20 protein-coding genes are annotated in these 20,631 nt (G+C 47.8%); 14 read left to right on the plus strand and 6 right to left on the minus strand.

Translation table 11 applies throughout. The features are described from left to right. The first annotated feature begins 27 nt into the window (after positions 1-27). From NST07_RS14870 to NST07_RS14885, 4 genes are all read left to right on the plus strand, one after another. Positions 28-999 carry a copper amine oxidase N-terminal domain-containing protein gene (locus tag NST07_RS14870; RefSeq protein WP_341092721.1) on the plus strand — a complete coding sequence of 324 codons (972 nt, stop codon included), beginning with the start codon at positions 28-30 and terminating at the stop codon, positions 997-999. A gap of 83 nt (positions 1,000-1,082) precedes the next feature. Then, entirely contained in the window at positions 1,083-2,390 is a 1,308-nt protein-coding gene (locus tag NST07_RS14875; protein WP_342481812.1) for a hypothetical protein, read from the plus strand. Between the two features lie 130 nt (positions 2,391-2,520). Beyond that, positions 2,521-3,183: a DUF2625 family protein gene (locus NST07_RS14880; RefSeq protein WP_342481813.1), complete on the plus strand. Its 663-nt coding sequence runs from the start codon at positions 2,521-2,523 to the stop codon at positions 3,181-3,183. Continuing rightward, the gene (locus tag NST07_RS14885; protein ID WP_342481814.1) at positions 3,180-4,040 is read left to right on the plus strand and encodes a metallophosphoesterase family protein; all 861 of its coding nucleotides are present in this window, start codon (positions 3,180-3,182) and stop codon (positions 4,038-4,040) included. The genes NST07_RS14880 and NST07_RS14885 overlap by 4 nt, the downstream gene beginning before the upstream one ends. A gap of 181 nt (positions 4,041-4,221) precedes the next feature. On the opposite strand, the gene NST07_RS14890 is transcribed toward NST07_RS14885, so the two are convergent. Beyond that, entirely contained in the window at positions 4,222-6,495 is a 2,274-nt protein-coding gene (locus NST07_RS14890) for a DEAD/DEAH box helicase (RefSeq protein WP_342481815.1), read from the minus strand. A 106-nt stretch (positions 6,496-6,601) separates the two neighbouring features. Then, positions 6,602-6,754, minus strand: a complete 153-nt coding sequence (locus tag NST07_RS14895) for a helix-turn-helix domain-containing protein (RefSeq protein ID WP_341092726.1) — start codon at positions 6,752-6,754, stop codon at positions 6,602-6,604. A gap of 1,199 nt (positions 6,755-7,953) precedes the next feature. Between NST07_RS14895 and NST07_RS14900 the strand changes: the two genes are divergently transcribed. From NST07_RS14900 to NST07_RS14920, 5 genes are all read left to right on the plus strand, one after another. Then, positions 7,954-8,316: a VOC family protein gene (locus NST07_RS14900; RefSeq protein ID WP_341092727.1), complete on the plus strand. Its 363-nt coding sequence runs from the start codon at positions 7,954-7,956 to the stop codon at positions 8,314-8,316. Beyond that, entirely contained in the window at positions 8,313-8,876 is a 564-nt protein-coding gene (locus tag NST07_RS14905) for a winged helix-turn-helix transcriptional regulator (RefSeq protein ID WP_341092728.1), read from the plus strand. The genes NST07_RS14900 and NST07_RS14905 overlap by 4 nt, the downstream gene beginning before the upstream one ends. 947 nt (positions 8,877-9,823) lie before the next feature. Further along, positions 9,824-11,737 (plus strand): serine hydrolase domain-containing protein, encoded by a 1,914-nt coding sequence (locus tag NST07_RS14910; protein WP_342481816.1) that lies wholly within the window; start codon positions 9,824-9,826, stop codon positions 11,735-11,737. A gap of 23 nt (positions 11,738-11,760) precedes the next feature. Then, positions 11,761-11,919 carry a transposase gene (locus NST07_RS14915; RefSeq protein WP_341092730.1) on the plus strand — a complete coding sequence of 53 codons (159 nt, stop codon included), beginning with the start codon at positions 11,761-11,763 and terminating at the stop codon, positions 11,917-11,919. After that, positions 11,916-12,089, plus strand: a complete 174-nt coding sequence (locus tag NST07_RS14920; protein ID WP_341092731.1) for a transposase — start codon at positions 11,916-11,918, stop codon at positions 12,087-12,089. The genes NST07_RS14915 and NST07_RS14920 overlap by 4 nt, the downstream gene beginning before the upstream one ends. A 93-nt stretch (positions 12,090-12,182) precedes the next feature. On the opposite strand, the gene NST07_RS14925 is transcribed toward NST07_RS14920, so the two are convergent. The 3 genes from NST07_RS14925 to NST07_RS14935 all read right to left on the minus strand — a co-directional run bounded on the left by NST07_RS14925 (position 12,183) and on the right by NST07_RS14935 (position 15,699). Continuing rightward, positions 12,183-12,956, minus strand: a complete 774-nt coding sequence (locus tag NST07_RS14925) for a (2Fe-2S)-binding protein (RefSeq protein ID WP_341092732.1) — start codon at positions 12,954-12,956, stop codon at positions 12,183-12,185. A 13-nt stretch (positions 12,957-12,969) separates the two neighbouring features. Continuing rightward, the gene (locus tag NST07_RS14930) at positions 12,970-13,932 is read right to left on the minus strand and encodes an ABC transporter substrate-binding protein (RefSeq protein WP_342481817.1); all 963 of its coding nucleotides are present in this window, start codon (positions 13,930-13,932) and stop codon (positions 12,970-12,972) included. A 120-nt stretch (positions 13,933-14,052) separates the two neighbouring features. Beyond that, entirely contained in the window at positions 14,053-15,699 is a 1,647-nt protein-coding gene (locus tag NST07_RS14935) for an AraC family transcriptional regulator (RefSeq protein ID WP_341378420.1), read from the minus strand. A 593-nt stretch (positions 15,700-16,292) separates the two neighbouring features. Between NST07_RS14935 and NST07_RS14940 the strand changes: the two genes are divergently transcribed. From NST07_RS14940 to NST07_RS14960, 5 genes are read left to right on the plus strand one after another with little or no spacing between them, the layout of a single operon-like run. After that, entirely contained in the window at positions 16,293-16,877 is a 585-nt protein-coding gene (locus NST07_RS14940; RefSeq protein ID WP_341097654.1) for a TetR/AcrR family transcriptional regulator, read from the plus strand. 19 nt (positions 16,878-16,896) lie between these two features. Further along, on the plus strand, positions 16,897-17,718 hold the full coding sequence (locus NST07_RS14945) for an ABC transporter substrate-binding protein (protein WP_341092735.1): 822 nt from the start codon (positions 16,897-16,899) through the stop codon (positions 17,716-17,718). Between the two features lie 42 nt (positions 17,719-17,760). Further along, entirely contained in the window at positions 17,761-18,405 is a 645-nt protein-coding gene (locus NST07_RS14950) for an amino acid ABC transporter permease (protein WP_189022729.1), read from the plus strand. Positions 18,406-18,424: 19 nt separating this feature from the next. Next, positions 18,425-19,171 (plus strand): amino acid ABC transporter ATP-binding protein, encoded by a 747-nt coding sequence (locus NST07_RS14955; protein WP_341092740.1) that lies wholly within the window; start codon positions 18,425-18,427, stop codon positions 19,169-19,171. A gap of 19 nt (positions 19,172-19,190) precedes the next feature. Continuing rightward, a complete protein-coding gene (locus NST07_RS14960) occupies positions 19,191-19,625 on the plus strand; it encodes an OsmC family protein (RefSeq protein WP_215184439.1) in 435 nt (144 codons plus the stop codon). Positions 19,626-19,706: 81 nt separating this feature from the next. On the opposite strand, the gene NST07_RS14965 is transcribed toward NST07_RS14960, so the two are convergent. After that, positions 19,707-20,570, minus strand: coding sequence for a sulfurtransferase (locus NST07_RS14965; protein ID WP_342481818.1), 864 nt, complete (start codon positions 20,568-20,570; stop codon positions 19,707-19,709). Positions 20,571-20,631: the final 61 nt, after the last annotated feature.

The raw sequence follows: 20,631 nt of genomic DNA on the forward strand, positions 1-20,631 counted from the left end.
ATATATGAATCCCCCCGTCCATATTTGATGAACGGATTTCTTTCTGTCTTTTGCGGTTTACATAGAATATATATAAAGGGGAATACCAACATATTTAAGACAATTACAATTAAATTATCAATTCTTTTAATGATATTCATGTGTTTTGTAAGTGTGACAAGTGTAAATGCTGCAAGTAACGAAGTTACTGTGAGGCTCGATGGTACGAATTTGCAATTTGATGTTCCGCCCCAAGTAATAAATAATCGTGTTATGATACCGATGCGAGTTATTTTTGAAGCATTAAATGCTACTGTTAAATGGGATGATGCTACACTATCGATTACAGCCTTATCTAAAAACGGTGATGTGGTTAAGCTCTCAATAGGAAATGAATATATTTATAAAAATGATAGAAAAGTGACTATTGATTCCCCGCCAGTATCGATAAATGGGCGTACATTAGTGCCCGTTCGTGTTATCGCAGAGTCATTAGGCAGAGCCGTAAGTTATAGATCAGATTCACGGACGGTTATTATTGAGCCTGTTGACACTTCAAAAGAAGACAATTTAATAGAAGACACATCAATAGATACTTCAATAAATACTTCAATTAACACAACAACACCTGTACCTACAGAAGAGGCTGCTTATGAAAAAATGATTGCCCTAAAGGAACAATATCCTGAGGGAATGGCATGGACAAACGGTAATGTTTACGCGTGGAATGGTGGCATTTATAGTAGAGGTTATGGCTGTGTGGGGTTTGCTTTTATATTAAGTGATGCGGCATTTGGTAACTTACCCGCTCGCAAGCATACGGATTTTAACAATATTCAAGTTGGAGATATTGTGAGGATTAATAATGATACCCATTCAGTGATTATTCTCAGCATAGATGACACAAATATTACCCTTGCGGAAGGGAACTATAATTCATCTATTCACTGGGGACGTATGTTTACTTTGGAACATATAAAAGCTGTAGGCGATTATATTATCACAAGATACCCTGAGTAAAAATAAGGGCTGGCTCCCGTAAAGGGGCCGGCTTTTTCGATCTGACAAATGAACATTTATGTGAAAATGGGGCTATAGATTAAATGAGAACATTACATGTTTTTCTACTGTTACTGTTGTGTATTACGTTGAACGGATGTACTAACTTCCAATCAAAACCGGATATAGGTTTGCCCCGTATTAACGAGTCGGACTCAAGCGGTTCCTATCAACGTGAATTGGAACAATTGAAAATTAAACTAAGTAACAGTAAAAATCAAGATTTAAAGAATGAGATAAGACAAAGTAATCTGGATCAGTTTATTTCGGGGTTAGTTGCTCTATTAAACATGCAGGACAGTATTAAAATAAAGGATAGTGAACTTAGTAACAAGTTTGATGAAGTAGTTTTTGCATCGACTAAAGCGGTAGTACATGAAGGCGGAAAATTTAATATCAAAGTTGTTAATTTCCAGGCGCCTCTAGGTCTAAAGGGTAAGCTCGAGGATAAATATACAGTTATTCAGTGGTGGAATGATGAGCAGCATGTACATGCCCAATTAGTTGTGAATGAAGATTCAGAGATAGTTAGAGATTTTGTGATTCGTACTTATAACGATAAGATAGAGCTTTTATTAGGAGGTTACCTTTCTTTGTATTCACCTACGCCCGTATTTGTATCGTCGTGGGAGCTGGACAATCAGAAATGGACTGAGAAGAAACATAGTTTCACTAAAACAATTAGCTCTAATGATTTTTGGGACCTGAGTATTGTAGATAACACACTTATTGTTGAAAACCAGCAGTATATAGGAATGAATATAGAGATCTCAGAGCATACAAATGGATTTGTAATTACAAGTGATAAAGATGCAAGTGTAACCGTACAATTTTCTGGAAAAGGTGTTGAGGTACGGCAAGCACTGAAATCATTTAATGTTGATGGGGCAGAACCGCAAAAAATAGACATCAATCAATACACCGTAGACAAAGACCAATCCTTTACTACCAATCTAAAAGGCTGGGGGAAAGTGAAGTTTGTATCCACCGTAAGGAACACAAATGGTATGGATCAGGCATATTTTTTCCTGTTGGATAGTGAAGAGCATATTTTGTATTCGTTTCCTGTATTTAATGGAAACAGCAGAGGAACGCTGAAGGCGATCAAGGGAGTATCTTTCAAGGATGTGAATCTGGATGGATACACTGACATTGCGATCATCGGTGAGTACATAACAGGGGACGGCACTGAGGGTGTAACTCCATTCCCCGTAGCAGGTATTTATTTTCAACAATCAGACCATAGCTTCATCACACGGCTCGAACTGGATGAGGAGATCAACGGGAAAGGGCACAACCGGACGCTTTATGATGTGATTCAATATGTAAGTAAAGCTGTATCGGCCTCGTAGGCTCATATCGGGGACAAATTCATTAGGGATTATTGACGTGTTTGATTTGGGTATATATTGGTAGAAGTACATATAGCCGCATTATTGGCGCAATCACGAGATACATTATAAATGAGAGAGGCGGAAGAATATGCACTCATTATCTGTAGCAGAATTGGTGGATTTGGAGAATCATGCTTGGGAAGAAGTCAGAGAGCTGCTGAGTCAAGGTACTCGCACCTATCGGCTGACAGCAGCGGAACCGGAAACAGCAGCACAGACGCTCGTTCGCTTACAGGTAAGCACCAAGTCTTATCTGGGAGCGATTGCTTACGAGACCGGAGGGATCGTTTTTGAGCATGGTTGGATTACACTTCTTGGCGCTGGCGGCGAAGGCATCTATGGGAGTCTTACTTCCTGGAATGGTCTTGCAGCCTCACAAGATATTCCTGCATTGCCCGGCCTGCTGATTGTGGCTTATGATGCTGCAGGCGGTTTTTTTGGACTTGATGTGGGACGGTTCGGGCAGAGCGGGCATGTATATTACTTTGCCCCGGATACGCTGGAATGGGAGTCGACCCAATTGGCCTATTCCGGGTTCATCGGCTGGCTGGCGGAAGGGGATCTTGATCTGTTCTATGAGACATTCCGTTGGGAAGGATGGGAAGAGGCGGCCCTGAAGCTTCAACCTGGTCAGGTCTTTGGCTATTATCCTCCGCTGTGGACTAAAGAAGGTAGCGGTCAATTTAGCCGCAAAGCGCCAATTCCTATACTGGAGGCTTGGCAAGAGGCGAGGAGTGAAGGTAAAGCGTGAGCAAGAGAAAGGCAGGAAAAACAGGCAGAGCAGCGCTTAAGATCGTAAGTATTGCCGAAGAGCCGCTTGAGCAAATTCCTTATGTCAGTGCTGCGGCGGGCGGCCAAGGGATCTCATATGAATGGCTTCCTGTATATTGGGGAGAAATTCTGGGACTCCCTCAGGATGTGGATGCGCTGATAGTGGCATCGGATCTTCAAGGTATGGCCATTCATAGCACAACCGGTGAATATGGCGACTCACTGCTGGGTGAGGTACTTCCTGAATCGCTGGAGGTTTTGCTCCAAATCCACATGCCGGCCGTAGATCCCGAGAAGGTGCTAGTCTGTTTATGCGGTGATTTATACGGTGATCCCGCCAAAAGAGGTTCAAGCGGTGACCCGCTTCCGGTATGGAAGGCATTCCGCAACAAGTTCGGCACGGTGCTGGGCGTTAACGGCAATCATGATTTGCTGTCCCGGGAAGGGCAAGCCGAGCTTGCGTCTCATACCGGAATTCATCTGTTCTCTGAACCTGATATTATCCGGCAAAAGGGGCTACATATAGCAGGTCTTGGAGGTGTGACCGGAAGAGGGGATAAACCGAACCGGAAGCCTGAAGGTGAATATCTGGAAGCGCTGCGGAATCTGCTGCATCGTGGCCCGGATGTGCTTCTGCTGCACCAAGGCCCCGAGGTTCCCGAAGCCCGGCTTCCGGGGCATTCAGGTATCCGTGAACAACTGGAAGCCGGGCCCGAACTCTTATTATTTTGCGGGCATGTCCATTGGGACCAGCCCCTGGCGGAGCTTGAGAATGGCACCCAGATTCTAAACACGGACGGAAGGGTGCTGCTGTTCACCGCTGCGAGTCTGCAATGAATGAATAACTGCTGAGACAATGCCGGTTGCTGCGATTCATATCTATGAAGGGGAGAGTCTACGCTTCGCTTCAGAAAACATTTTCAGTGTAGAATGTATCGAGCGTTCGCTCTTAGCGGATCAGCCGTTATTTCGTGCAGTAAATGGGCGGCAACGCGATTATTCTTGAAGCTACGCTGCATCAATATTTTGACAGTCTGAACATCGGCCTCATAATCATGCGAATCCAATAAGCAAATACAGTCGTTCCGGTCCATGAGGTTCGCTTATTCTGTAGGTATTGATCGTTGATAATATAAGTCCGGGTGGAAGCAGGGCTCTTCAGACCGAACTTTTCCCACTCAGCCGGGTCATTTGAACCTCCGAGCCTTTCAAGCATATTTTCCGCCGCGCTATTTATTTTAGAAGGAATTTGCTCGTAGGCTTCGGTGATTTGCGCATGAAATTCGTCGATCGGATTGCGGCTGGCAAGGCTTTCCAGGTGAATCCCTTCGCGAAGGTAAGAAACGTATGCAAGATGGTCAGCCCAGAACTCGTCGAGATAAAAAAGCCGTACCCTCTGCTCCGCTGGGCTCAACGGCTGCTCGCCTTTCAAAATTCGGAGCCGCTCCGCGTATAGAATTCGCCTCTGATCCTCCACCATATCCGAATAACAGTTCAGTTCCTTGTGGATATCGAAGTTTTGGCCCATAACAATACGCTGAATACTGGTGATCTTGCTGCTGAGCCCCGGTGCTTCAAGAGCCTCATCCTGCCTGGAAGCGCGAACCGCTTTATGGATGCCGAAGCGAAGCAGCAACTCGTCCTCTAAGCTTACATAAAAAACGGAAGCTCCCGGGTCGCCTTGGCGGCCGGAACGCCCGCGTAACTGGTCGTCGATCCGCACGCTTTCGTTCACATGGGTGCCAATCACGTACAACCCGCCAAGCTTGGCGACTACCTCTGCTTGTGCGCCGCCGCCGCCGAGCCGGATGTCGACGCCGCGTCCCGCCATATTTGTAGACACCGTCACTGCGCCGGGTTCTCCCGCTTTGGCGATGATGTCGGCTTCTTCCGCGTCGTTTTTCGCATTCAGAACATGGCAAGGTACGCCGGCAGCCGCTAGCGCCTCTGCCAGCATGGCAGACTCTTCGACGCTTGACGTACCAATGAGAATTGGACGTCCCGTCCTATGGATGGATGAGATTTCTTGTACGAGTGCCTTAAGCTTGGCTTCTTTATGGGTATAAATCCGGTGCCGGTGGTCGATCCGGATGTTTGGCTGGTTCGGCGGGATTTGCACGACCTGCAGCGCATAAATATCTTCGAAGTCCATGGCGGAAGCATGCGCGGTAGCCGTCATCCCACAAATCTGCGGATACAGGCTGATGAAGTGTTGAATGGTGATCGTCCCGAGAATTTTCCCGCCGGCTATGGAGTACAGCCCTTCTTTGGCCGTAAGAGCGGCTTGCAGCCCGTCCGGCAAATACCGGTTCTCCGCCACGCGGCCGGTATATTCTTCGATCAGCTCGATTTTGCCGTCCCGGACGATGTAATCGACGTCTTTTTTTAATAACGATTCCACATGCAGCGCGCAATTTAATGACGTTAGCAAGTGACCGTTATGGCTATCGTACAAATTGCCGCATCCCAGCAGTGATTCCGCTTTTGCAGCGCCTGCTTCATTTAAGTAAACGTTCCGCTGGAACTCGTCAAAGTCGTAATGCTCTGCTTGCTTGAGCTGCCGAGCCACTTCTGCGAAACGAAAGCTGTCGCTTCTGGAAGAGGCCGAATCGCCGCTGATGACCAGCGGCACCCGCGCCTCGTCGAGCAGCAGCGAATCCGCTTCGTCCACGATAACGTAGTGGAAGGGACGATGCACGGTATCGGCTTCGCTTAGTGCGATTGTGTCGCGCAAATAATCGAATCCGGCCTCTTTAGCCGTAACGTAAGTTATATCCGCGGCGTACGCTTCCCGTTTCTCAGGCAATTTCATGCCCGCTTGAACCGAGTATACCGTTAACCCGAGGAAACGATAGATCGGGCCCATCCACTCCGCATCCCGCTTGGCCAAATAATCGTTAAAAGTCAGTACATGAACGCCTTTGCCGGTCAGTGCATTTAGATATGCAGGCATAACAGCAGAGAGTGTTTTTCCTTCACCGGTATGCTGCTCGATCAGAAATCTCTCATGTAGAGCTATGGCAGCCATGATCTGGACATCGTAAGGCTGTAATCCGAGCGTTCTCTTCGCTGCCTCACAAACTAGTGCATAGGCATCGACAAGCAGCTCGTCCAAAGGCGTACCTGATTTTGCTTCTTCTTGCAGCCGGAGGGATTCCGCTTGAAACTGCCCATCGTCCCATGCTTCCAAATTCCGTTTCCTGATAAGCTCCGCTTTGCCCTGGTAAACTTTCAGCTTTTTCTGGTTATCGAGGTCTTTGAATTTTTGCATCAACTTGACGGCTATATTCATATTATTTTGCTCTCCCCTCGGTAGAAATACGCTTATTTCTGTACAATATTTACGATGATGCCGGGAAACAATGGGGTTGAAAGTAATGGCGAACACATAATCCGTTTTAACATCTTTTATAAAATACTTCCCCGACGGGTAACTTGAAAGCTGCGGCAATTTTAAGAGAGAGCGTAATCGAAGGGGAGCAATCTCCTTTCTCGATTAACCCTACTGTCTGGCGAGTGGCTCTGATGTCATCCGCTAGGTCCTGCTGCAACTATCTGAAGCGGGCCCTCAGTTCACGAACGTTGTTAACAAGCACACGAGAGTTCCTTTCCAGTTATTGGTTGGGAGTGATTGTAACTTATGTATTGTAAAATGTAAACACTATATTGCATTTTGGAAGCCATCTTAGTCATATAAAAGCCAAAAGAAGACGGCAACACGTTAAATCTGGCATTCCCCTAATCCAGTCACTCCAGCTGTCGGATATACGCTGAAAATGGTTTCAGATCAGGAACGTTGGGCATGTACAGAGACTTGTGATCCGCCAGCGTCATTGCATTGCCGCCTACGATGATCGAGGGTCGTTGCTTCCACCGCCAAGACCAAGAGCCTGGTTTGTGGTACGCCAGCGCCATTGGCTCGGAGAGAACGGAGCGAACCGCTCAGCCAACTCGGGTGCCGTAACAGTCGCCTTTTCCAATAAAATATAAATCATTTGAAATAATCTGCTGCTTTGCATCCGCTCACCTCTTGGTTTCAGTATAACTATAAAACTTGACAAATACATGTCAAGTTAAGACTTCCTGTATGAATCAAGCCGTATGCTGCTGCTAATAAATAATGCTTAGAAGTTGACAGTGGAATGTCCTGCTGGTGAGGGGCAAGCGGGATGAAAATGATAAAAACCGGTAGGTTCTATTTGAGACTGTGCCTGTGACGATGGCTTTGTCTTCCGGGTGATCCTATTATCATCGATAACGAACAACGGCTCCTCAATCCTTTCAGACATCTGCACGACTTTGGTTTAAAGCACTTCTTCGTCCCACTTGCATTCGGCCAGAAAGTAGCCGATCGTGGCCGATGACAATCGCTGTGTTCCGCGAGATCCACCACTTTAGCGCGAATTTTTTCCGCGGTCGAGGCCGCCAAATACGATGCAATAGTGGGATAAACGCATCAAAACCGATCATCAACGTCATTGCATATTCTTGAACGCCTGAGCACAACGTAAAGAAGTACATCGCTGTTCGAGCGATGTACTCCAGATTACATACTATTATGCTGATTACTCCTTCTCCTCGTCCCCCACCGCAATTGAATTCCCCTCATAACTAATAGATTCGCTCGCATTACCCCCATATATAATTTCATTCTGGAGTATGAACGAGGAACCTTGATCACTTTACTACCGTTATTATACGTGGTATATTATCGGTAGTAAAATTCAGATTTATCATAGGAGGCTAATTTATGTACAGATCAGGTCTAACCGTATGGTACAGCGTATCCAACTTAGAGCAAACAATAGCGTTTTACTCAGGCAAGCTTGGTTTCGAAGTTATCTTTCATGATGCGGAGAGTGGCATGGCCATGGTGAATACCAACACCAAGGACTGCGTAATTGGTTTTTCAGTGGCAGAGACCGTAGAACCAGCTACTTCTTCGACCGTATTTGAAGTATGGAATATCGAGGAAGCGATACAGCAGCTCGAGAGTAAAGGGGTAACTTTTATTGGTGAAGTCGAACATATTCCTGAGTTGACCAAGCTGGCCACTTTCGTGGACCCCGACGGGCATAATCTGATGTTATCCGAACCGCTTACAGAGTCTTGAGCAAGAAAGAAGAAGTGCTAAAGCTGAGTCGGGAGCTAACCGGGCAATGGACATTGCCCATCCTGCTTTCGCTTGACGAACGTGGCGGTCGCTTCACCCCGCTGCAGAACAAGCTCGGTATCGCGCCTTCCCGGCTAACCGCTAATTTGAAGAAGATGATAGCGGATGGTTTGCTCGTTCATCTATCTCCGCAAGAACGGCGGCATCCGCTCCTCCCCGAGTATGTGCTGACCGACAAAGGACGGCTCCACCGCGAAGCAGCCCGTGCCGTCCAACTCAGCGAAGAGCAGATTGGACATGGCAGACTATCAGACAAGGCCTGGGGCTTGTCTGTTCTGCTAACGCTGAACTATAATCACGAGCGGTTCCAGGATATCCGCCAGTCGCTCACCGGCATAACGCCTCGCCAACTATCCTTGCGTCTGCATGATTTTCATGACGCCGGTCTTATTCACAAGCAAGTGTCCGAAGAACCGCGACCTTCCTTCCTGTACCGGCTGGGACAGCCTGTTCAGCAGCCGATTCACCGGCTGTCTATCGATCTGGCATCCCTGATGTGAGTACACTGCCTATCAGATTCTACAGCGATTATGAACAGCGCCGCTCACCGAGGAGAGCCAGAAAAACCGGCTATTGTTCACCAGCCTTCTGACTCGACCACCTAGCTATAGCTAGTTTTTGAGTAGCTGCTGCAACTGCTTGTTGGCAAGCTGTTTGCAGAGAAGACCGAAAGGGCTGTGGCAACCTGCCACAACCCCCAAACCCGCGACCAACGCGACCTTTCAGATCTTACTCTTCTCCCGTTGCAATCGGATTCTCCTCATAAGAGATTGTGCAACGATCTTCCTTGGCTACACTTGAGAGGACTTGTGGAGCAAGAAGCCCGTGGAGGACGGGTCTGACTAAATAATACGGTTTGAGCTAAGGCGAAGTATACAACATAGCTGGGTCAAGCCGTACGGATCGCTCTTTTTCTGTTGATCGTATTACAAGTTGAATTCGTTGTTGACTTAGTGTTCATTCAAAAGGAGCCGTAAAGTAAACAACGAGTAGTTAAGGGCCGATTAGCCATTCCCACGAGGAGGGGCTGATCGGTCTTCTTTATGTGTGTACAGCGGCGAGGACGTACGTGTGCGAGGGGTTAAAAGGTACATGAAGGAGCATACCAACAAGCGCTCAGCGCGTGGTTTCCTGAAAATATTTACAGAGCGCGCATGTTAATTTCGTGTTGACTTCGAGCATAAAAAATACATCGCCTAAAGCAAGTTGCCCATATGGCGATGTATTCAAGATACGCATACTGCTATGCCTTGTCCGGTTGTTCTTCATCTCCGACAGCTATCGGGTTCCCCTCATAACTAATCCAGTCACTCCAGCTCCCCGCATATAACTTCACCATCCTATACCCGGCCTTAGTTTACTTTTACAATATTATGCGGTTATGTGTGAAGATATTTGTTAGAATAGGAGAACTGCAGGAGTTTACTTGACTAAAGGAGAGGTCTTATTGTTAAGAAGAGGATTTACACTTGTGTTCTCAATACTATTGTTACTATCCGGTAGTATTACAGCATTTGCTGCGGAGATAGGTAGCGGCGGAGCAGGGGGAGCAACCCCTTCCGGGATTCCGCTGGCAGGTTTGGAAGCTTTTGTCGATGATTATGTAAAAGAGTACATAGGGCAACAATCCGTAGGTGCGTCTATTGTTATGGTGAAGAATGGCCAGGTGGTACTGTCCAAGGGTTACGGCTACGCCGATGTGGAGCAGCAGATCCCTGTCTCACCGGATACAGTAATGGAGTGGGGTTCGATCAGCAAGCTTGCAGTTTGGACATCTGTGATGCAGCTGGAAGAACAAGGGGAAATTGACCTGAATGTAGATATCCGCAGCTATTTGCCGGAGAATTTCCTAACCAAACTAAAGTATGATGATCCCATAACGATGCTCAATCTGATGAACCATAATGCCGGATTCGAAGAGTATATGTTCGATATGGCCTATCAGTCCCCTGAGGAAGTGCGTTCGCTGGAAGAGGGGCTGCAGCTAGCCCAGCCGTCACAGATTTACAGACCAGGTGAGGTTGTAGCCTATTCGAACTATGGCAACTCACTGGCTGCATATATTGTGGAGAGAATCAGTGGTCAGCCTTATCATGAATACGTTCAGCAGCATATTTTTGACACACTGGGCATGAGGGATTCTATTGCTCATTCCGTCGTAGAGGACCGCCCGGAGCTGCTGGAGCATAAAGCTAAAGGTTATTTCTTCGATGGAGAAGGGTCCTTTACGCTGGGATCATGGAATTATATGTCCATGTACCCCAACGGTGGTAATAACGGCACTGCGGAAGATTTGGCTAAGTTTGCAAGGGCATTCATGCCTGCAGCCGGGGAACAATCCCCTCTGTTCAAGAAGCCGGAGACGCTGGGCACGATGCTGACCCAGAGTTATGCCTCAGCTGAAGGAATGCCGGGCATTGCACATGGATTCTGGGAATATCCCGGAATGCACCGGACGTTGGGACATGGCGGGAATACGATTGCTTTTGCCACCAATCTGCAGATCGTGCCTGAAGACCGGTTTGCGCTCGTAATTATGACTAATCAGGCCAGTGAATCTAAAATTGTACATGGTCTAGCCAAAGCGATAGTGGGCACACGTGAGCAGGCGGATGCTGTTGATCTGCCGGATACGTCTGAGGTTCAAGGTGAGTTCATGGCTGCGCGCCGCCCTGGACATGGCTTCATGACTCTATTCCCCTATCTTACGCTGATGAAGCTTGAGCCGCAGGGAGTGGACCAGCTCCAGGTATCACTTGCAGGCATGACTGGAAGCTATAAGCAGGTTCAACCTTACCTCTATGAGAAAGTGAGCGGAGACTCGGCACTCGATGCCTGGCCAATGCTGCATGCCAAGGTCAGTAATGGTAAGGTAGAGGCGATCTCGGTATATACCACTGATTATTTGCCGCTGCCTGCAAGTAAATCAATGCCGGTGCTGCTCTTGAGTGCCGCGTTGGCGGTGCTGGTCATCGTCTACTTCATTATCGCCCCGTTAGTATTGCTGGTGAAGGCGATTTTGAATAAGCGAAGAACCAGAACACGCCCTGCACCTCGAGCGTTCAGCCGCAAACTGGAGGCTGGCCTGACTTTAACGGGAACCGGAATTGTGGTGAACAATCTGGTTCTGGCCTTGCGGATGCTCAGTAACAATGAGCGTGCCTATGACGAAGTCTATCCTCAGATTTTGGTAAATTATGCTCTGACCGGATTGGCTGTATTGTTCTTAGCGGCGCTGCTGCTATCCTGGATGAAGAATCGGTTTGCTTCGACTGCCCGTGTCAAGTGGTTGGCCATTCTGCCTGTGGCGATGATGGTAGTTCTGGTGGGCCAGCTTGTACTCTGGCAATTCTACAGTTAAGCAGGCAGGGTGTGCTTGATGTTGTGACTAGAAGCTGCAAAGGTTGCCCATTGAAGGAGCGTTGTACAAAAGCCGCCGGAAACCGTGAAATCGTCGTTAGTCTGGAACGAATACGGTACCAGAACCAGGCTCGTGAGATTCTACGGGTGAAGAAGGTTGCGCCTTGGCCGTGCGCCGGATGACGGAACCGGAGAGTGTGTTTGGACAACTGGAGAATAACCGGGGCATCCGGCGATTTTGCCGATGCGGCATCGAAAAAGTGACGATTGAAGTCGGGTGGCTTTCCCTTGCCCATAATCTGCTAAGGCAAGCCACCCATGACCAAAAACGCAAAGCAGCGATCCTCCAATAACGGGAGAATCGCTGCTTTGCTCACTTTTTGTGGTCTTAAGAATGAAGAAAGCTGTGTCTAAGTCATAGAAATTCTACTTATGGGACAACCCCTTCAATTTGTTATCTCTGGCTGCTCCGGTGGCAGTATAGGACAGCTACTGCAGTATCCATGATCCGCTCTGAGCTGATAGGCCAGACAGCAGGTCGCCTTAATAGATATAATGCGGTGCGGAGGGTTGGGGTCCGTTCTGAATTTGGGCATGATGCGGAACGGATTGACGGGAAGTCCGAATACCTCCGGTTCGAGTTCCCAGGTCACAGATTTGAATTGCTCGATGATAAGGTTGCGTTGGCTCTCACCTGCTGCGTCCCGGGCTTCCTCTTCCATATAGGTATATAGCTGATTATAAATATGCTTCCATAGCATCACTGCCTTGGTCTGTGCGGCTTCGGCAAGAGCAAGAATAATCGGTCTAACATCATTCTTATAGAACAAACCAAGCTCATCTAGTAATTCTTCCCCAGAACTATGTTTTTGGCAGAGATCGTCCCGATTTTCATGGACAGGAAAGGAGAATATGGGGAATCCCTCAGTGCGGATGAGCTGTACAGACATGTTGCTCAGGCACAAGGCACGAGCCATCGGGGGTGAAGCCGTGAGCAGTGCATATTTGGCTCCGCAAATTCCGGCATACCAGCTGCAAAAGATAGCAGCTGCCAGACGCTTGTCATCTGTTCCGAGCATGGAAGCATAAGTTATGAGCAGATGCTCAGCATTTGCTGGCTGGCTTAATTCGGTAAGCGATAAAGTAACCACTGCATTCTCCGCAGCTTCCGAATGGATGAAAAAACGTTCTCCCAATTGCAATTTTTCGGTTTCGCACATCCTTAAATCCCCTTTATTCCGTGTTGCCTTCAAAGGCTTGGAGAACCGAATCAATCGCATAGCGGTTCGCCAGCGGAGACATGCCCACGTTAAACCAATCCTTGCCCGCCATCGTATACACCTGATTCTTCTTGACCGCGTTGATGTTCTTCCACAGAGGACTATCCAGCATGTCTTCATAGGTTTGCTTAACCTCAGCACTGTCTTCATTATTCAGCTGAATAATGAGGTGGTCGGGATTATACTCCGGCAATTTCTCAAGTGATATGGATAATGACAGATCTTTATCGGGGAAGTTCGGAATCATCTCCAGCCCAAGCGTGGTATGAATAAACTTTCCGCGATCGATCTGATCCCCATAGAGAATGAGGCTGTTAGGCATAACCATCATATACAACACGGTTTCATTGCCAACCAGATCATCAAGCTTCCGCTTGGCTTCAGCTTCTTGGGCTGCCAGATCTTGAATGACCTTCTCTGCAATGTCCTTCTTGCCCAGGACCTCGCCTATATCCTTCAGTTCATCACGCCAGTCATCGCGCTGTGGCAGCAGAACCGTCGGTGCGATCCCGGATAACTGGTCATAGTCCTTGTCAGACCACCAGACGGGAGCAAGGATAAGATCTGGTTCAGAGGCCAATATCATTTCAAAATTTGGGGTTTCTGCAATGCCCATTTTAAGGGTATCCTTGAGCGGTTCTCTCAGATAGGTTGGTAGATCCGTTTGGTAGTTCTGTACTGCTATGGGTGTAACGCCCAATGCTTGCAGAAACTCCGGATAGACTACGGAGAGTCCGATGACTTTGGTTGGATTGGCAGGGATCGTAGTCTCGCCCTTTTCACTTTTCACTACACGAGTGTCCGCTTCAGCTGAGGCGGCAATCTCGGCCTGTCCACTGTTATTTGAGCAAGCTGCCATTACCAATACCAGCACAATAGTCATACAGAACGCCATTCCTGTTCTTAACTGTATCATTTATTATGTAACCTCCTGATTTTCGATACCTTAAATCTCACTTGCGAGTGAGAATCAATATCACTGTTAGGAGTATAAAACAATCTTTTAGATTCGACTATTGACAATCACGCCAATATTTTATGTTCGATTACGCCAAAGAGACAACGCTAGGTCGAGAATCAGCTCCTGTGTGAACGATGTATACTCTGTCCAGGGAAAGGGAGGGAGATGGTCAATACGCGAATATCCGGCGGGATCAGGCTGCTTCCACGACTTCTTGTCCCGGAGCTCAGACCAGACGGCCTGCGAGTGGACATCCTCATCCACAATCAACAGGAGCCTGTCCGCATCCGCAGACCCCAGCTCTTCCAGCGTCAATGTCTGATAGCTAAGCTTGCGGTTAACAACGGACGCCGGGAGTAAATGCAGATCATCGTAGAGCACTTCACCCAAGCTTCGATTAGACAACACGGTAATCTTCTGACCGGATATTCGGGCAATAAGGAGCTTGTCCTTGGCGAGTTCATGATCTAAGTCCGCCCGGACAGCCTCGGCTTTGCGCTCATATTTGTCTAACCATGCCTCTGTTTCCTTTGACTTGTTAAGACATTTTCCGATGAATCTTAATTGCGTCCGCCAATCCATTCGGAGCCAGGATACGAAATAAGTGGGTGCAAGCTCTTGAAGCTGCTTCAGTATGTCGGGACTTAGCGTTTGCTCCAGCCCCAGAATAAAATCAGGATGGAGGGAGGTGAGTTGCTGTATTCTGGTATCGTCATCTTGGGCAAGAGGCAGTACCGCACCAGGCTCATATTTACGGCGGTAATATTCAGTCCAAGGATGGTCAGCCGGAGCTGCGCAGGGAATAATATTCAGGGTAAGCAGTGCCCCAATCAGGCTGCCGTGGTATGCAACAATTTTCAGCTTGGCATTTCGCATGAATGTTGCCGGAGCTACACCGGTAATTTGCTTGAATTTGCGCCGGAAATAAGGAATGTCCTTGTAACCGACGTAAGCGGCAATATCCTTCAATTCATAATTCGTTTGCGGCAGCATAAGGCTCCTTGCTTGTCTGATCCGGTATTCGGTCAGGTATTCAATCGCGCTGAGACCATATTTCTGCTTGAACAGTCTGATGAAATGCCTTTCGCTAGTGCCTGCCTCGCCAGCCAGCAGACGAATGGAGATATCTTCGCGGTAGTGTTGCTCTATATATGTCTTGACCCGCTCCATAACAGCATCAGTATCGCTCAGATGCAGCTGGCTGGCATCGTTCAGCAGACTATACAGTAGCTCATAGAATCCGCTCTGTGCATGCAGCCATTGCAAGGGGTTTATGCTTCCCATGGAAGCGGCGATGGACTCACAGTGTTTGCTGTAAGTAATAGTTGAAGCAATTGCTGTTTCTCCTTCCAAGGGGAAGGGGATATGAAGCTCCGATGAGCTTGTCTGTTCCTGACGTTCAGGCAGATCACGCTGACCAAATACATCAAACCGCAGAATGTATAATCTCTGGTCTCCTGTACCCTCTAGACGTGCTTCGATCAATTGCCCTGGCAGGCAAACAAATACAAATCCCGCCCTGAGTTCACTATACTTGCCATCTACCGTTATCCAACCCCGGCCAACTATTGGAATCAGGAGCATATGCGATTCAAGAAATTGCAGCCGAAGTGACCACTCTCCATTGGGACTGTTGTTCTGTGCGATGCTTCGAAGTCTGAACCACAACTGATCAAGCTGTTCGAATGTTCCTTCAGGCGGGACGCCATCCTTACCGTTCATTCTTAGCACCACCTTCCGCTATGCATCAACGGGCCGATCCCGGAATCTGAGGCCGCAAGCAACCGGGATAAGGCAGCCTTTTCCTGGTTGAAGCCAGTGATTGGCTGAACAGAATAGCTGCTGTTTACTGGTGAGAGATTCATGCTTCACACTACTTTCCATTCAAATTTGAAACAAAAAACGGGACGTTTATTTTCTATCCATATATTATACTATTTCTTAATCCGGAACTTCAGCAGACTTCACAGCTGTAAAAACCATTATTTTCATAACCAAAGGGGAGAGTGTAAAGAAAAAACGCCTGCCTATACCGGCAGCCTTGCTGGTTATCGTGATGCTTGTGGAACAGCTCGAACTGTATCCTTAACTGTCAAAGCAGCCCCAGATTCAATTGAACCGTAAGTTGGTTAGTAAATTAGTCCACCGTAGCAAAATATGTCGTGTAGTAGGACGAAATATAAACAATCCATTGACAATAACAAAGTTATCCTATAGGATTTAAAAAAGACAACTGACTGACTAATCAATCGGGAGGAGGAGATGGATTGCCTATTGATGAAAACAACGGAAACATAGATCGTAGAACTCAACTGATGAAGATAGCGCTAGAAAAGTTTGCCCGACACGGATATCATCAGACGAAAATATCTGACATCGTTCAGGGAGCGGGCGTAGCCCAAGGAACCTTTTACTGGCACTTTAAGAGTAAGGAAGCCATTGCACTGGAGATTATCGAAACAGGCAAGGAACAGCTGCTGCAAGTGATATCCCAAGGTTATCGTCAAGATCCCGGAGATATTACAGATATGGTAAAAGCTTCAGAAGTTCTGTTCCACCGGTTGTTCAGTTTCGCCGCAGATAACCGCCATCTTATGGAGATCCTCCTGATGGGAAATGGGGCCGACCAAACAATAAGGAACCGTATTTCGGCTACCCGAAATGCGATGGAGCAAGCTTTTCGCCACAATATAGAAAGAGCGATAGAGCTTCAAATGCTACCTGAGGGAATAGAGGTTGAGCTTCGCGCTGCTTTGTTGATGAGTATGTGTGACGGTTTGCTTTCACGCTGGTTATTTGGCTCCGAAGAAATTCATACAAAGGTTGCGCAAGCCTCTGCACAGCAATTAGCTACTGAATTGGCCAATTTCGAATTTTACGGATTGTTGGGAAGAATATAGATAAAGGGAGAGAAACGATATGATAAAACGTAAATTAGCTGTGGTTACAATAACAGCTCTAGCAGTGTTCGGCCTGGTTTTAAGCGCTTGCGGGGGGAACTCGGACTCGGGAATTAAAGCGGCAAATGAACTGGAACAAATTAAAGAAGCGGGTGTGATCAAGGTCGGTACAATGGGGACCTATCCACCGTATACCTTTTTGAATGAAAAGAAAGAAGTAGATGGCTTTGACCCTGATATCGCCAAGGAAATTGCCAAACGTCTTGGAGTGACAGCAGAATTCACGACTCAGGATTTCTCCGGGCTGATCCCAAGTCTGCAAGCGAAGAAATTCGACATCGTGATTAGCCAGGTTACGATAACAGATGAACGTAAGAAGCAAATTGATTTCACGGATTCTTACATCACGAACAATGTCAAAATCATCGTCAATACTAAAAATACAGATATCACGAAGCTGGAAGACTTCAAAGGGAAGACGATTGGGGTTGGACTCGGAACGAACGATGAAACCTACCTGCGTACCGAAGTGCTGCCAAAAGTAGGTGATTTCGAGATCAAGACGTATGATGACGTCATTACCTCACTGAAAGATCTGGATGCAGGACGGATTGATGCTACCATTAATAATCTGTATGCCTTGAAACCGGTTGTGGATGAGAATGGCTTTCAGATTAAAGCGGTTGGTGAAGCGATCAAATCCGATATGGCGGGTGTAGCTCTTCGCAAGGAGAATACAGAACTGCGGGATGCAATGAATAAAGCTTTGGCGGATATGAAGGCAGATGGCACCTACGATACTCTTTTTCAAAAATGGTTCAATGAGACACCCGCAAAATAAATGTTGGAGCGCGCGCCCTATGGCGGGAAGGGGATAGTATCTATGCAACTCGTGTTCGACAACCTGCCCTTCTTGTTGAAGGGAGCCGGTTTTACCTTACTGCTGACGCTTGTCTCCATGTTCTTCGGTCTGATCATCGGACTAGTGGTGGCTATCGCCCGCCTCAAAGGGAATCTGCCGATTCGGTGGATCGCCCGTTTCTATGTGTCTATCATTCGCGGTACACCGCTCCTGGTACAGATTGTAATCATTTATTATGGGCTTGTGGATTATGGAATTACACTCGGTTCCCTTACAGCAGCCTATATTGCGCTTAGTGTGAATGCCGGGGCTTACTTGTCTGAGACGTTTCGCGGGGCCATTCTGTCTGTTCCGAAGGGACAATTGGAGGCTGCTTATTCAACCGGGATGACGCCATGGCAGGCGATGCGCAGAATTGTACTGCCCCAGGCCATGCGTATTGCCATTCCGCCTATGGGGAATACGTTTATTGGTATGCTGAAGGAGACCTCACTCGTTTCAGTTATCACGGTCAGCGAACTGCTGCGCCAAGCACAGCTGCTCATTGCCCAATATTATCAATATATGCCTTTTTATCTGGGGATCGGAGTGATGTATTGGATTATGAGTACAGGGCTGGCCTTCATCCTGGAACGGTTCGAACGGAGATTAGCCAAAGCTTACTAAACATGGAGATGACGTTAACATGATAACGACTACAGGCTTATCCAAGCATTTTCAGGATCATGAAGTGCTGAAGAGCATTAATATAGAGGTGGCAGCACAAGATATTGTCGTCGTCCTGGGACCGAGCGGTTCAGGCAAAAGCACATTGCTTCGCTGCTTAAATGGTCTGGAGGACATCTCGGGTGGCAGCTTTGAAGTAAATGGTATTGTGGTGGATGCCACAGCTTCCAGACGTTTGCGTCAGCAGGCCACCAGGAATATCCGCAAGCAGAGCGGGATGGTGTTCCAGCAATTTAATCTATATCCGCACAAAACAGCGCTCGGCAATGTGATCGAAGGTCTGATCACCGTGAAGAAGCTGCCGAAGGATCAAGCTGTAGCTATAGGGCGAAAGCTTCTGGATCGCGTTGGACTGGCGGACCGTGAAGCATATTATCCTTCCCGGCTCTCTGGCGGACAACAACAAAGAGTGGCGATTGCCCGTTCTCTGGCTATGGAACCCGCTGTAATGTTATTTGATGAACCTACTTCTGCGCTTGATCCCGAGCTTGTGGGTGAGGTGCTGAGTGTGATGCGTGAGCTAGCTCAGGAGGGCATGACGATGCTGGTCGTGTCACATGAGATGAAGTTTGCCCGTGAAGTGGCGACCAAAATCATTTTGATGGCAGATGGGAACATCATCGAAGAAGCGGCTCCGCAGCGGTTTTTTGAAGATCCAAAAGAGGAAAGGACGCGGAGATTCTTGCGCCAGATCAACGAAATTTAAGGAAGAAGGTAAAAATATAGTGAAAGTTTCGACAATTTGGAAGGGTAAACGGATGTTTAATTCTATAGGACCTTCAGGTTATTCTGTAGAGATGGATGCAACTCCCAAATACGGCGGGAACGGCGAAGGCATGACTCCCATGGAATTGCTGCTGGCTGGTTTGGGAGGCTGTATGGGCATCGATATCACGATGATTCTGGATCGATTCCTATCTGGGATCACACGTCTTGAAATTGAAGCAGATGGAACACGCAAGGAAGTGAACCCTTCCGGATTCACAGCAATTGATCTGTTCTTTCATATCGATGGGGATGTCCCCGATTACCGGCTCTGGAAAGCCATCCTGATGGCTGAGGAGAAGTATTGTGCCGTCTCTGATTCACTCAAGGCAGAGATCCGCTTGCATTTAATCCTCAATGGAGTAGAGGTAAAGAAACCAGAGAAGGCAATCTAATGCTATGATTGGACTGAACCAGAGACCTGTGAGACTGCTGGTTCAGTCCTCCAAATTCCTTATACATATATCGTGCTAATTTTACTCTTCCCCGGTAGCCACCGCATTCTCCTGATACGAAATCCAATCACTCCAGCTCCCGGGATACAACCTCACATTATTGAATCCCGCACGCTCCAGTGCCAGTACATTCGGGCAGGCGGTGACGCCGGAGCCGCAGTAGACGATGATCTCAGCGTCTTTGTCCAGCTCGGAGAAATGCTCCTGCAGCTCCTCGGCACTTTTGTAGCTTCCATCAGCATTCTGCGTTTCTTTCCAGAAGAAGTTAAACGCACCAGGGATATGTCCGGCTTTATTGTCCAAGGTTTCTTCCAGACCCAGGAAGCGTTCCCGGGCGCGGGAATCGATCAGGACCGGAGTGAGGCCGGCCGGAGAAGCCGAAGGCTCCATATTAGCAGATACCTGATGTACTTTGTTCACGTCAACCAGCATCTTCAGCTGCACATTTGCCTGAAACGAGCTTGGCACCCGCACCGGCTGATGCTCCGTTACAGGGAATTTCTCTGCCTTCCATGCGCTGAAGCCGCCTTCCAGAATGAATACCTGTTCATGCCCCAGGTAACGCAGCAGCCACCAGAGCCGCGCAGCATTCATGCCACTTTCGTCATCATAGGCGACAATGCGTGAATCATTTCCGATTCCCAGCTTCGAGAGGCGTGCTGCAAGTACCTGCGGGTCGGGGAGGGGGTGGCGTCCGCCATGTTCTCCCACAGGGCCTGACAGATCCAGCTCCAAATCGAGATAGACCGCACCCGGAATATGCTCTTGTTCATAGCTTTCCCGGCCAGCCTGAGGTTTACCGAGCGTAAACCGGCAGTCTACTATGGTCTGCTCCGGCTCATAGAGCCTTGCCAGCAGCCATCGTTTGGAAACAGTTGCGTCCATATGAATCCCATCCTTTGCATATATCAATATGAAATTTATTATAGCGGAAAAAATCAGAGGG

It is taken from the genome of Paenibacillus sp. FSL L8-0340 (assembly GCF_038593145.1).
In the GTDB taxonomy this organism is placed as follows: Bacteria; Bacillota; Bacilli; order Paenibacillales; family Paenibacillaceae; genus Paenibacillus_AQ.

What these genes read in the sequence shown, in the direction of transcription:
- NST07_RS14920 (WP_341092731.1), top strand. Translation starts at nt 11,916, where the DNA reads ATGACGGAACCGGAGAGTGTGTTTGGACAACTGGAGAATAACCGGGGC.
- NST07_RS14880 (WP_342481813.1), top strand. Translation starts at nt 2,521, where the DNA reads ATGCACTCATTATCTGTAGCAGAATTGGTGGATTTGGAGAATCATGCT.
- NST07_RS14875 (WP_342481812.1), top strand. Translation starts at nt 1,083, where the DNA reads ATGAGAACATTACATGTTTTTCTACTGTTACTGTTGTGTATTACGTTG.
- NST07_RS14925 (WP_341092732.1), bottom strand. Translation starts at nt 12,956, where the DNA reads ATGTGCGAAACCGAAAAATTGCAATTGGGAGAACGTTTTTTCATCCAT.
- NST07_RS14965 (WP_342481818.1), bottom strand. Translation starts at nt 20,570, where the DNA reads ATGGACGCAACTGTTTCCAAACGATGGCTGCTGGCAAGGCTCTATGAG.
- NST07_RS14945 (WP_341092735.1), top strand. Translation starts at nt 16,897, where the DNA reads ATGATAAAACGTAAATTAGCTGTGGTTACAATAACAGCTCTAGCAGTG.
- NST07_RS14940 (WP_341097654.1), top strand. Translation starts at nt 16,293, where the DNA reads ATGAAGATAGCGCTAGAAAAGTTTGCCCGACACGGATATCATCAGACG.
- NST07_RS14950 (WP_189022729.1), top strand. Translation starts at nt 17,761, where the DNA reads ATGCAACTCGTGTTCGACAACCTGCCCTTCTTGTTGAAGGGAGCCGGT.
- NST07_RS14930 (WP_342481817.1), bottom strand. Translation starts at nt 13,932, where the DNA reads ATGATACAGTTAAGAACAGGAATGGCGTTCTGTATGACTATTGTGCTG.
- NST07_RS14900 (WP_341092727.1), top strand. Translation starts at nt 7,954, where the DNA reads ATGTACAGATCAGGTCTAACCGTATGGTACAGCGTATCCAACTTAGAG.
- NST07_RS14955 (WP_341092740.1), top strand. Translation starts at nt 18,425, where the DNA reads ATGATAACGACTACAGGCTTATCCAAGCATTTTCAGGATCATGAAGTG.
- NST07_RS14870 (WP_341092721.1), top strand. Translation starts at nt 28, where the DNA reads ATGAACGGATTTCTTTCTGTCTTTTGCGGTTTACATAGAATATATATA.
- NST07_RS14890 (WP_342481815.1), bottom strand. Translation starts at nt 6,495, where the DNA reads ATGAATATAGCCGTCAAGTTGATGCAAAAATTCAAAGACCTCGATAAC.
- NST07_RS14935 (WP_341378420.1), bottom strand. Translation starts at nt 15,699, where the DNA reads ATGAACGGTAAGGATGGCGTCCCGCCTGAAGGAACATTCGAACAGCTT.